The organism is Papillibacter cinnamivorans DSM 12816 (assembly GCF_900176335.1).
Classification (GTDB): Bacteria; Bacillota; Clostridia; order Oscillospirales; family Oscillospiraceae; genus Papillibacter; species Papillibacter cinnamivorans.
Genome location: NZ_FWXW01000004.1, coordinates 286,484 through 298,616, shown reverse-complemented (window position 1 = coordinate 298,616; position 12,133 = coordinate 286,484). Strand labels below are relative to the sequence as shown.

The following is a 12,133-nucleotide window of genomic DNA, read 5'->3' as shown; positions in this document are numbered from 1 at the left end:
CGGAGGGCGCCGGCTTTTCCGTCAATACGGCACGGCCGCAATGAAAGCACCGCTCCCTTGTGTGTGGGAGATTTTATATTTGGGTTGCGCGCATACGCGCACAGGAGGTTATTTATGAGCAGCCGCTGGTTTCCCGAGGGATTTGGTTTCAAAGTCCTGCAGGATAAAGCCACCGACAAGGAACAAATGGGAGAAAAGAAGCTCCAGCCCATCATGGCCGCCCTTCGCAACGTGCACAGCGCCATCGACGACATGGGCCTCGAGCGCCAGCGCCAGGCCCAGCGCCTTCTGGGCAAGCTGGTCTCCCCCATGCTGGGGATGCAGTATCAGCCCTTCGACATCGACGGGATGCCCGCGGCCTGGATCCGCCCGGAGCGGGGCCACAGCCGCAAGAACGCCATTTTATACTGCCACGGGGGCGGTTTTTTAAGCGGCGGACTGAGCTACGCCCGGATCCTGGCCTCGAAGCTTGCCTCGGCCACGGGTTTCGACGTTCTGCTCTTCGAATACCGGCTGGCCCCGGAGTTTTCCTTCCCCACCCAGCTGGAGGATGTCCTGCGGGCCTGGGACCATCTCATGTACCTGGGCTACGGGGCCGGGCGGGTGGTGGTGGCCGGGGAGTCGGCGGGGGGCAACCTGACCCTCGCCCTTACACACAAGCTCCGGCAGCAGGGACGGAAACTCCCCCGGGCGCTCATCTGCATGTCTCCCTGGACGGATCTCACCGGCTCCGGAGAGTCCCGGAAGGAACGGGCCGAAATCGACCCCATGCTCACCAATGATTATCTTGCCTCCGCAGTCCGGGCCTATACCCGGGGGCACGACCTGAAGGACCCCCTGGTCTCTCCCCTTTTCGGGGATTTCACGGGATTCCCGCCGGTCTTTCTACAGGTGGGGGAAAACGAGATCCTGTACAGCGACTCGATTCTGCTTCACGAGCGCCTGCTCCAGGCCCAGGTGCCCTGCCGCCTGGAGGTCTGGGAGGGCATGTGGCATCTCTTCCAGATGTTCCCCATTAAAAAGGCGGGGGAGGCCGTTTCCAGCATCGGGCGCTTTCTTCTGGACCTGTAATATTGATACAAACGGGAGGCTAAACCATGTCGATACTCATTACCGGAGGCGCGGGCTATATCGGCAGCCACTGCGTCTCTGCGCTTTCCCGCCGCGGCGGCGACGCCGTGGTGGTGGACAATCTTTCCAAGGGGCATAAAGAGGCCCTGTCGGGCGGCCGGCTTTACGTGGGAGACGTGGGCGACCGGGCCTTTCTCCGGAGCGTGTTTGAAAAGGAGCAAATCGACGCGGTCATCCATTTCGCCGCCTTTTCTCTGGTGGGGGAGAGCATGACCGTGCCGGAAAAATACTTCCGCAACAACTGCATGGCGGGGCTGTCCCTTCTGGAGACCATGGCGGAGTTTGGGGTGCGCCGCCTGGTCTTTTCCTCCACCGCCGCGGTCTACGGGGAGCCCGAGAGGGTCCCCATCGGCGAGGAGCACCCGAAAAGCCCCACCAACCCTTACGGGCAGAGCAAGCTCATCGTGGAAGAGATGCTCCGCTGGTTCGATGCCGCCCACGGCCTCAAATACGCGGCACTGCGGTACTTTAACGTTGCCGGCGCCCGGGAGGACGGAGGCATCGGGGAGGATCACCGGCCGGAGACCCATCTCATTCCCCTGGTCCTGGCCGCCGCCCAGGGAAAGCGGGAGAGCCTCACCTTATTCGGGACCGATTATCCCACCCCAGACGGGACCTGCGTGCGGGACTACATCCACGTGGAAGACCTGGTGGACGCCCATTTCCTGGCCCTTCAATACCTGGAGGCGGGAAACCCCAGCGCCGCCTTCAACCTGGGAAACGGCCGGGGCTTTTCCAACCGGGAGATCATCGAGGCCGCCCGGCGCGTCACGGGAAAACCCATCCCCGTGAGCGAGGCGCCCCGCCGCCCGGGAGATCCCGCCGTCCTGGTGGCCTCCAGCGAAAAGGCGGAAAAGGTCCTGGGCTGGAAGCCGAAGCATCCGGATATCGAAGAGATCATCGCCGACGCCTGGCGGTGGCATGAGGCTCATCCCGAGGGATATGGGGGATAAAAATAATATTATACCGCTGAGTTTCAAGATGTTCTTTATTCCGAACGGGGTTCAAACGGGAGCTGCGCGCTCCCCGCTGGGGGTAACTTTTCCTGCATAGGAAAAGTCACCAAAAGGATGCCAAGAGGCTCCGGCCTCTTGGATCTCCATGGGGAGGGTGCTCCGGTAGACGCTCTTAGCTAGTAATTGACTATCGGCAGTTTCGAACGCACGGACAGCTCTGTGGCAAGAAGTCCATTTTTCAGCCCGCAATCGGGGCTCTCTGGGTTTTGGCTTGTGGGGCTTATTTAGTCTTCGAAAACGTATTTCGCGCGACGTTTAAGATGATCGGCTTTTTCAAATTTCCGGCTCTGGGACATGTCAGGATTTTAATGATCCCGCCAGTTGTTATATGTATTATGTTAACTGAAAAGGTACGTCCCTTGCCAGGAAAATCTCTTCAACGTTGGGAGCAGCATGTTTTTTCAGATTTTCTGAGCCGCTGGAACCGGTTGTTGGAAGGCCGGTTGCGGGTTTTAAACAAAGTTTCTCCTTTTGAGCTGCTCGTGCGGTTCATTCTGCCAACGGCCGGGGCTTTCCGGAGGCGCGTTTACCGCAGAGCCCTCCTATGGGAATCCAAGGGGTCGGAACCCCTTGGTCTGTTTTTGGTGACTTTTTGCAGAAACAAAAAGTTACCCCCAGCGGGGAGCGCGCAGCTCCCGTTCGAGCTCCAGTAAGCATATTCCGAAGGACGGCCCACTGTATTAAATCCAGAAATAAAACCAGGGGGACAGTCTTTGACTGTCCCCCTGGTTTTATTTATCTTTATTTCAGCTTAAAATTGGGCTCGCGGCGGTTTAAGAAGGCGTCGATGCCCTCGGTGGCGTCCTCGGTGCTGCCCAGGATGGCGAACTGGCCGTTGGCCATGTCGTAGGCCTTGGAATACTCCAGGTCGGCGCAGGCGTAAAAGGTGCGCTTGCCCATCTGGACGCCCAGGGGACTCTTGGCGGCGATCTTTTTAGCCAGTTTCCAGGTTTCCTCCTCCAGCTTGTCGTCGTCCACCACCTTATTGATGAGGCCGATGCGAAGGGCCTCCTCCGCGTCGATGATGTCCCCGGTGAACAAAAGCTCCAGGGCCCGTTTGCGGCCCACGCTCTTGGACAGGGGTATGGCGGGGCCCATGCAGAACAGGCCCACGTTCACCGCGGTGGTGCCGAACCGGGTGCTCCGGGCGGCGACGGCGAGGTCCGCCGAGGCCACAAGCCCGGCCCCGTTGGCAACGGCGATTTTATGTACCGAGGCGATCACCGGCTTTACCATCCGGGACATGGTGAGGCTCGCCTCCTGGGTGGGGCCGGTGAACCAGTAAAGCTCGGCCGCCGAATGGCCCTTCATCATATTCACGTCGATGCCCGCGCAGAAGCCTTTTCCCGCGCCGTTGAGGATTACCACATACACGTCGTCATCCCTGTCCGCCTCCCATAAGGCGGCGTCCAGCTCCACCGCCATCTCCAGGGAAAAGGTGTTCAGGCTCTCGGGCCGGTTGAGGGTAATGGTGGCGATATGCTCCTTCTTGCTCGTAAGGATCGTTTTATACTCCATTTTTATCCTCCTTCGTCGATTCGGCATTCCGGCAGTTTGATTCTTTTTTAATAGTATATCCTGACAGACGGGCTGTCAAGAAAACACAATCGCGAAAACCGTATCGTCATATATATACATCCGGCGGGCCCTGCCGCCTTTTCCCGGAAAAACCTCTCTTTCCGTGCGTTCCAACGGGTCTGTGCGTTGACAAGAGCCGGTTTTTCGCATATCATATTAGAATTGAGTAATATTACAAAGGGGACTTTGGCATGATGACGCTGGAAAAATTCAAGGAAGCCAGGGCGACATTGTCCGGAGTGCTGCTGAAAACCGATTTGGTCTACAGCAAGTACTTCTCTCAGGCAACGGGCAACAACGTGTACCTGAAGCCCGAAAACCTGCAGGTCACGGGTGCCTACAAGATCCGGGGAGCGTATTACAAGATCAGCACGCTTCCGGAGGAACAGAAGCGCCGCGGGCTCATTACCGCTTCGGCGGGGAACCACGCCCAGGGCGTGGCCTACGCCGCCCAGGTAAGCGGGATTGATGCCACCATCGTCATGCCCACCACCACGCCCCTCATGAAGGTGAACCGCACAAAAGAGTACGGCGCCAACGTCATCCTGGAGGGCGGCAGTTTTGACGACGCGGCCGCCTGTGCCATGGCGCTTTCGGAGGAGCGGGGCCTCACCTACATTCCTCCCTTCAACGATCTCACCGTGGCCACGGGGCAGGGCACCATCGCCTATGAGATCTTCAAGGACCTGCCGGACACGGATATCATCCTTGTCCCCATCGGCGGCGGCGGTCTGGCCGCGGGGGTTGCGACCCTCTCCAAGCTTTTAAACCCCAACGTGAGGGTGATCGGCGTGGAACCCGCGGGAGCAGCCTGCATGCTGGCCTCCGTCCGGGCCGGCAAGGTGGTTTCTCTGCCCAAGGCGGAGACGATTGCCGACGGCGTGGCGGTGAAAACGCCGGGAGATCTGGTGTTCCCCTATATCCAGAAATATGTGGACGAGATCCTCTCCATCGAGGACGACGAGCTGGTGGACGCCTTTCTGGACGTGATGGAAAACCACAAGATGATCGTGGAAAACGCGGGGCTGCTGTCGGTGGCGGCTCTGCACCACCTGGACGCCAAGGGCAAAAACGTGGTCTCGCTTTTAAGCGGAGGAAACATGGACGTCATCACCATGGCCTCTCTGGTGCAGTACGGGCTTATCAACCGGGGCCGGGTCTTCACCTTCTCCGTGCTTCTTCCCGACCGGCCGGGCGAGCTTCTCAACGTGGCGCGCATCGTCGCCGAGCAGCGGGGCAACATCATAAAATTGGACCACAACCAGTTTATCAGCATCAACCGGCAAAGCGCCGTGGAGCTCCGGGTCACCCTGGAGGCCTTCGGCCACGAGCACAAGGACGCCATCATGCAGGCTCTCGCCGACGGCGGATACGAAGCCCGTGTGGTATCCTCCAAGAGCGTATACAGCTGCTGACATACACAGCCTGACAACGCAGCGGGGACGGACTGTCCGTCCGTCCCCTATATGAAGCGGCGCTCCGCGGCCCGCCGGTCAGGGCCGGACGCTCTGTGGGAGCGGCAAGAAGGATGCCGCCGGCCGGCCGAAGGTCCCGCCGCCTTCTGTATCCTATGCTTCCCCCGCCCGCGCCGTTCCGGGAAGGCCGGCAGGCGGAAGGGCGGAACATAGCGGAAAAGGCGGGAACCGCAACGATTTTTCTCCGGGAGGACTGAACCATGATCAAAATCGCCCCTTCCCTTCTTTCAGCCGATTTTGCCTATCTCAAGCGGGATATCGACCGGATCTCCACGGCGGACTACGTCCATGTGGACGTGATGGACGGCATCTTTGTCCCCAACATCTCCATCGGTGTGCCGGTGGTCCGTTCCATCCGGAAGATCACGGCGATGCCCCTGGACGTGCACCTGATGATCGACCGCCCGGTGCGATATATCAAGGCCTTCGCCGACGCCGGAGCGGACATCCTCACCGTTCACACCGAAGCGGACACGCCGGAGCAGATCACCGCCGCCCTGGAGGCCATCCGCGCCGCCGGAGTCCGCCCCGCCCTTTCCATCAAGCCCCGCACTTCCGCCGAGGCCCTGCTACCCTGGATCCGGGGAATCTCCATGGTACTCGTCATGACGGTGGAGCCGGGCTTCGGGGGACAGGCTTTCATGGCCGATCAGCTTCCCAAGATCCGCGCCGTACGGGAGATGATAGACCGCTATAATCCCGGGTGCGAGCTGGAGGTGGACGGCGGAATCGGCCCGGACACCGCGGGGCTCGTCATCGAGGCGGGAGCGAACGTGCTGGTGGCCGGCAGCTCGGTTTACGGAGCCGCGGACATTCCGGCGAGGATTGCAGAGCTTCGGAAAGGGTAACGCATTTCTGAGGGCCGGTTGTTTTTTTGGCCGTTTATCCGGCGGGATCTGCCGGTGTTCCCGTTTCAACACATTTGTTTCACGGGCGGAGCCCTGCCGGGCATCCGTATTCAGGGAGGATGAAATCCATGCAGTATTTTCCCGCCGCGCTGGACAGGCTCACCGAGCAGTTTGCGCGCCTTCCCGGGATCGGGACAAAATCGGCCCAGCGGCTAGCCCTGTATATGCTTTCTCTTCCCCCGGAGGAGGCAGAGGCTTTCGCAAACGCCATTCTGGAGGCAAAGCGCACCGTGACGTGCTGCACCGTCTGCCGCAATCTCACCGACGGAGAGCTGTGCCCCATCTGCCGGAATCCCAAGCGGGACCCGTCCGTGGTCTGCGTGGTGGCCGATCCCAAGGATGTGGCGGCCATAGAGCGGACAAAAGAATACCGGGGCCGGTACCACGTGCTCCACGGGGTGATCTCTCCCATGAACCATGTGGGGCCCGACGACCTGCAGATCAAATCCCTTCTGGAACGGGTGGCGGCGGGGGGAGTCGACGAGGTTATCATGGCCACCAACCCCGACACCGAGGGAGAGGCCACCGCAATGTATCTGTCCCGTCTTCTCAGACCCTTCGGCGTGAAGGTGACCCGGCTCGCCTACGGCATCCCCGTGGGAAGCCATCTGGAATACGCGGACGAGGCGACGCTGCTGCGGGCGCTGGAAGGCCGCAGGGACATGTAAGGGCTTTTCATTCAGTGGGATTTTGTGTCCCGGGATACAAAGCCGGGCGCAAAACTGCAAAAGCGACGGACTTATTCGACGGACCGGCCGCAGGGACATGAAACGCCCCTGCGGTTGTTTTTCTGATATTTTAGATAAAATGTAAATTTTCTGATATCCGTTTGACAAATTCTTCTGCGGATTCTATAATAATTTTGTTGTAATCCGTTCATTATTCGGTGAGATTTTTCGCAGCCGCCTTTTAGAAAGAAGCGGAACGCTCCACGGCACAAACCCCACCGCCGGACTTTCTTCAGGCGTTTTTTCTATGTCCGCGGCATTTGCGCAACGCCCGGCGGCCGCCGGTATCTGTATATATGAAATAGGAGGAGCATTATGGGTATCAAAAATGTAACCTGCTTCGGCACGGGACTCATCGGAAGCGCGTGGGGAGTCAACTTCCTGATTAAGGGCGTAAACGTAACCCTGTACGATCTGGACGAAGCCAAACTGGCGGACGCCAAGGCTCGGATTACCGCCATGCTGGATTTCTACAAGGAAATGAAGGTTCTTGACGACGCGCAGTACGCCGACTGCGTGAAGCGGGCAAAGTACACCAGCGACGTAAAGGAAGCCGTTAAGGACGCCGAGTTCATCCAGGAAAACGGGCCGGAAAACATCGCCATCAAGCAGTCCATCATCAAAACCATCGAAGAATACTGCAAGCCGGACGCCATCATCGGTTCCAGCACCTCGGGCCTTCTCGTTTCGGACATCGCGGCATATGCCAAGCACCCGGAGCGCATCGTGGGCGGCCATCCCTACAATCCCGTTCACCTCATTCCCCTGGTGGAGCTGGTCAAAGGAAAACACACCTCTCAGGAAGCCCTGGACAAAGCGGTAGCCTTCTACCGCGAAATGGGCAAGGAGCCGGTGGTCCTCAACAAGGAATGCCCGGGCTTTATCTGCAACCGGATCCAGGTGGCGGTGAACCGCGAAGCTTACGAGCTGGTGCTCCGGGGCGTTTGCACCGTGGAAGACGTGGACAAGGCCGTCGTGTTCGGTCCGGGCCTGCGCTGGGGCCTCATGGGCCCGCACCTCTGCGGAGAGCTGGGCGGCGGCAAGGGCGGAATCAAATTCCTGCTGGATCATATCGGACCCACCACCAAGGCCTGGTATGAAGATATGGCAACCTGGACCGAAATCCCCGAGGGGTATGCGGCCAACTACGCCGTGCCGGGCGTTGCCGAAGAGCTGAAGCACAGGACTCCCGGAACCGGACGGGACGACCAAGAGCTGGCCAAGTGGCGCGATGTCGGACTGGTTCAGCTGCTGAAATATCACGGCAAACTTTAATTTCTGGCAAATCCGTTTTTTCACTCAAATACCGGGGAGGAAGAAATCAGATTTCTTCCTCCCCGTTCTATTTGCTACGAACACTCTATAAATTTTGTATCCGGACAGTATCTGAACTTTCCTCTTTCTTCCTCCGATATTGACAGAATCCACCAGCCGGTATAAAATAGTATTTCTAAATGCAAATGATTCGCAAGTGGCCGTTTTCGCCGGACTGTGGATCCGCAGCGGAATCTGCCGCATCCGGAAACCGGTTTCCGGCCTTACTCCGATACCCGCGCGTTTTCAATCGATGGGAGGGATTTCCATGACGCCGTCGGATTACGGGGAGCATCTTAAACAAAGCGGCTTGAAAAACACCAGGCATCGGGTGGCCGTGCTGGATATCCTGGGACAGAGCAGCCAGCCCCTGGCGGCGGAGGAGGTTTTCCTTCGGCTGAAAGACAGGGGCGTTTCCGCAAATCTCTCCACCGTGTACCGGACCCTGGAGGTTCTGGCGGAAAAGGGTCTTGCCACAAAGCTTCACATCACGGGGGACGGCCGGGCGCTGTTCGAACTCAACCGCATGCTCCACACCCATTATCTGGTGTGCCTTGGCTGTAAAAAGATACTGTCCATCCGGCACTGCCCCCTGGAGGCCTATGAAAAATCCCTTGCCGACGAAACCCGGTACTCCATTGCGGGGCACCGGCTGGATATTTACGGATACTGCCCGGAATGCCAGGAGAAGGGCCGTGAAAAATAATGTCCACTGAACAAATGCGTTTTTTTGAAACGCATTTGCAAAAAGAGCAACCGTTGCTCTTTTTGACGGCAAAACGAGGGCGTTTTTCCGTTTCAGATGCATTGATTGACTTCCTGTGTGACTTTGCGGACACACGCCGCAAAGTCACGGTGCACGGTTTTTGAGTGGAATCGCACAAAAACCTTGCACCTGAATCATTCAAAAGCACTGTTTAAACATTGGTATTGTTGTGTTTTTGAATGGTTCAGCAGTCATGAATTAATTCCGCAGGGAGGAACCCGCCATGAATCGCTGTCCCTGGTGCCTTAACGGGGAGCTCTACATCCGGTATCACGACGAGGAGTGGGGCATCCCCGTTCACGACGACAGAAAACACTTTGAATTTCTGGTCCTGGAAGCGGCTCAGGCCGGCCTGAGCTGGCTTACGGTTCTCAAAAAGAGGGAAAACTACAGGAGAGCTTACGACGGGTTTGATCCTGTCAAGGTGGCAGCCTATGACGAGGCCAAGGTGGAAGCGCTCCTTGCCGATCCCGGAATCATCCGGAACCGGATGAAGATCCGGGCTTCCATCGCCAACGCCAAAGGATTTCTGGAGATTCAGCGGGAATTCGGCAGCTTCGACCGATACATCTGGGGCTTTGTGAATGGAATTCCGGTCACGGGAAACTATGAGAGCATAGCCGAGATCCCCGCCACAACGGAGCTTTCCGACCGGGTGAGCCGGGATCTGAAGGCCCGGGGCTTTCAGTTCATGGGTTCCACCGTCGTCTACGCCCACCTTCAGGCCACGGGGATCGTGAACGACCATATCAACTCCTGCTTTTGCAGGACAGGGAAGTAACTCAGACCCGCCCCCGCCGGGCGGGTATAAACATTCCCGCCGATGCGCGGGACGGATTGGGAAAGGAATCGGGATATGCAGTCTTTCAACGAGTTATACGGCCGTCTGGTAAAGGCCGCCGCGGAAAACAGAACGGAAGCGGAACTGGAGCAGATCCGGAAGGAGGATTTCGATCCCCACCATCTGGACTGCCTGTTCCGTCCGGAAAAACACGCGCCCGTCTGGCGTATCGGGGAATGCGGCTGCGGGGAAGACGCCGCCTGCGCCGCCAACTGCCTGTTCGACGCCCTGAAAAGGGACGAAAAGGGCAACATGGTGGTGGACAAGGATCGCTGCGTAGGCTGCGGGGAGTGCATCGAACGGTGCAACGCGAAAAACCTCATCGAAAGCCGGGACATCCTGCCTGCCCTCGCCGCAGTCAACCGGGCGGAAGGCCCCGTCTACGCCCTGGTGGCCCCCGCCTTTATCGGACAGCTGGGCCCTGCGGTCACCCCCGGAAAACTGCGCAGCGCCTTTAAAAAGCTGGGGTTTTCCGGCATGGTGGAGGTGGCCCTGTTTGCGGACATCCTCACTCTCAAGGAGGCTCTGGAGTTCGACAGGACCATCCTCACGGACAAGGATTTTCTCCTCACCAGCTGCTGCTGCCCCATCTGGATCGCAATGATCCGAAAGGTATACCACCAGCTGGTGCCCAATCTGCCCGGCGCCGTCTCTCCCATGGTAGCCTGCGGCAGGGCGGTGAAAAAGCTGGAGCCCAACGCGACCACTATCTTTATAGGCCCTTGCATCGCCAAAAAGGCGGAGGCCCGGGAGCCGGACATCGCCGACGCGGTGGACTTTGTCCTCACCTTCCAGGAGATGCGGGATATCTTCGAGTTTTTCCAGATCAACCCCGGCGAGATGGAAGAGGATTCCCGGGACCACTCCTCTAAAAGCGGCAGAATCTACGCCCGGACCGGCGGCGTCAGCGAGGCGATGCAGGAGACCGTCCGGCGGCTCAATCCCGGCCGGTCCATCACGGTGAAGGCCCGCCAGGCAGACGGCATTCCCGGCTGCAGGGCCTTGCTGTCAGCCCTTTTAGCCGGAGACAACGATGCAAACTTCATCGAGGGCATGGGCTGCGTCGGCGGCTGCGTCGGCGGACCCAAAGCCATCCTTCCCCGGGAGGAGGGTCGGGAGAGTGTCAACGAATACGGGGACGGCGCCGCCTATCCCACTCCCATCGACAACCCCTATGTCATCGATCTTCTTCACCGGCTGGGATTCGACACGGTAGAGGGCCTTCTGGAAGAGCACGGTCTCTTTACCCGGAACTTTTAGCCGCCGAAAATCATGTTTTTCGGCGGGAGCAGGGGAATACCCATGTTTCCCCGGGGGCGCGCAATGCGCGTTCGTCCAAGCGTCCCGGCTCTTCCGCTCCGAGGCTCGGTGCCTTGTTTTGGTATTGCAAACACCCTGGGAATCTGATACAATGCTGCTATGGATTTTGAGGGGGCAAAGCTGTTTTGCCGCCCTCATCTTTTGGAGGATACCCGAATGACAAAAAAGGCCGCGACGGCAAAAAAAGACAGGAAAATGTCCACAAAGGAACGGGACGACCTGGTTTTCAACAAAATTCTATGGCTTTTCGGCATCGCGGTGGCGGCGGAGCTGCTGCTTCTGCTTTGCTATAAGTTTTACGTAAAATCCAGCGCGGACACCATCGTCGCCGTCTACCACGTCATGACCAAACTGGTCTATGTGGGCGCGGCGGGCGCCGCGGCGGGCGTCATATGGGCGATCGCGGCCAGAAAGGCAGGCAGGGCGCGCTACGGCGTCCGTCTGGCCGTCCTGTCCGGCCTCACCTCCCTCTGCGTTTTATTCATCAACGCTTTTTATCCCAACGGGATTATCATTCTCTGCGGCGTGATCCCCATCGTCGCCATACTGGCCCTTATCTACTACCTTTACCAGCGGGAGTTCTTCGTAAGCTCGGTTTTGATCGGAGCGGGAATCCTGGTTCTGTGGCTTTACCGCAAGGGAACCGGCAGCGAGATCTGGGGAACGGTGATCCATCTTGCCGCCGGGATTTTCGCCGCAGTTCTGGTACTCTGCCTCATCGCCTTCCTCCTGCTTCGGGCCAGAAAGGGTTCCCTGAGTTTAGGGAACAAAACGGTATCCATATTTCCCGCGGGAGCCAGTTACATATCCCTTTTTTCCACTTTGCTTTTTTCCGCCGCCTCTCTGGCCGCAATGCTCCTGTTCGGCGCGACGGCAGCGTATTACGCCATATTTGTCCTGGTGGGCTATCTGTTCGTCCTAGCGGTATATTACACCGTCAAAATGATGTAGCGGCGGAGGCGGCAGATTAACCAACGGGCTGTTCGCCCGCGCAGGCGGACGAAAACTACCGCAAGCTGACCCGGGCGGCTGAGCAGCCGCCCGGTTTTTCAGTGT

The 12,133-nt window shown here is 58.6% G+C and carries 12 protein-coding genes; 11 read left to right on the top strand and 1 reads right to left on the bottom strand.

The features are described from left to right. The first annotated feature begins 114 nt into the window (after positions 1-114). On the top strand, positions 115-1,071 hold the full coding sequence (locus B9A13_RS08280; RefSeq protein WP_084234670.1) for an alpha/beta hydrolase: 957 nt from the start codon (positions 115-117) through the stop codon (positions 1,069-1,071). 26 nt (positions 1,072-1,097) lie between these two features. After that, the gene (galE, locus tag B9A13_RS08275; protein ID WP_084234669.1) at positions 1,098-2,084 is read left to right on the top strand and encodes a UDP-glucose 4-epimerase GalE; all 987 of its coding nucleotides are present in this window, start codon (positions 1,098-1,100) and stop codon (positions 2,082-2,084) included. 804 nt (positions 2,085-2,888) lie between these two features. Here galE and B9A13_RS08265 read toward each other — a convergent pair. Continuing rightward, positions 2,889-3,665 carry an enoyl-CoA hydratase/isomerase family protein gene (locus B9A13_RS08265; protein ID WP_084234667.1) on the bottom strand — a complete coding sequence of 259 codons (777 nt, stop codon included), beginning with the start codon at positions 3,663-3,665 and terminating at the stop codon, positions 2,889-2,891. A 251-nt stretch (positions 3,666-3,916) separates the two neighbouring features. On the opposite strand from B9A13_RS08265, the gene ilvA reads away from it, so the two are divergent. The 9 genes from ilvA (at position 3,917) to B9A13_RS08225 (ending at position 12,028) form a co-directional block, all read left to right on the top strand. Further along, entirely contained in the window at positions 3,917-5,140 is a 1,224-nt protein-coding gene (gene ilvA, locus B9A13_RS08260) for a threonine ammonia-lyase (protein ID WP_084234666.1), read from the top strand. Positions 5,141-5,400: 260 nt separating this feature from the next. Continuing rightward, a complete protein-coding gene (gene rpe, locus B9A13_RS08255; RefSeq protein WP_084234665.1) occupies positions 5,401-6,048 on the top strand; it encodes a ribulose-phosphate 3-epimerase in 648 nt (215 codons plus the stop codon). Positions 6,049-6,176: 128 nt separating this feature from the next. Next, entirely contained in the window at positions 6,177-6,776 is a 600-nt protein-coding gene (recR, locus tag B9A13_RS08250) for a recombination mediator RecR (protein WP_084234664.1), read from the top strand. A 375-nt stretch (positions 6,777-7,151) separates the two neighbouring features. Further along, positions 7,152-8,111: a 3-hydroxyacyl-CoA dehydrogenase family protein gene (locus tag B9A13_RS08245; RefSeq protein WP_084234663.1), complete on the top strand. Its 960-nt coding sequence runs from the start codon at positions 7,152-7,154 to the stop codon at positions 8,109-8,111. Between the two features lie 307 nt (positions 8,112-8,418). Further along, on the top strand, positions 8,419-8,856 hold the full coding sequence (locus B9A13_RS08240; protein ID WP_159448073.1) for a Fur family transcriptional regulator: 438 nt from the start codon (positions 8,419-8,421) through the stop codon (positions 8,854-8,856). Then, the gene (locus B9A13_RS14105; RefSeq protein WP_159448072.1) at positions 8,856-9,020 is read left to right on the top strand and encodes a hypothetical protein; all 165 of its coding nucleotides are present in this window, start codon (positions 8,856-8,858) and stop codon (positions 9,018-9,020) included. Before B9A13_RS08240 ends, B9A13_RS14105 begins: the two co-directional genes overlap by 1 nt. Before the next feature lie 119 nt (positions 9,021-9,139). Beyond that, on the top strand, positions 9,140-9,697 hold the full coding sequence (locus B9A13_RS08235; protein ID WP_084234661.1) for a DNA-3-methyladenine glycosylase I: 558 nt from the start codon (positions 9,140-9,142) through the stop codon (positions 9,695-9,697). A gap of 75 nt (positions 9,698-9,772) precedes the next feature. After that, positions 9,773-11,017: a [Fe-Fe] hydrogenase large subunit C-terminal domain-containing protein gene (locus B9A13_RS08230; RefSeq protein WP_084234660.1), complete on the top strand. Its 1,245-nt coding sequence runs from the start codon at positions 9,773-9,775 to the stop codon at positions 11,015-11,017. Between the two features lie 216 nt (positions 11,018-11,233). Then, positions 11,234-12,028, top strand: a complete 795-nt coding sequence (locus B9A13_RS08225) for a hypothetical protein (RefSeq protein WP_084234659.1) — start codon at positions 11,234-11,236, stop codon at positions 12,026-12,028. Positions 12,029-12,133 lie beyond the last annotated feature (105 nt).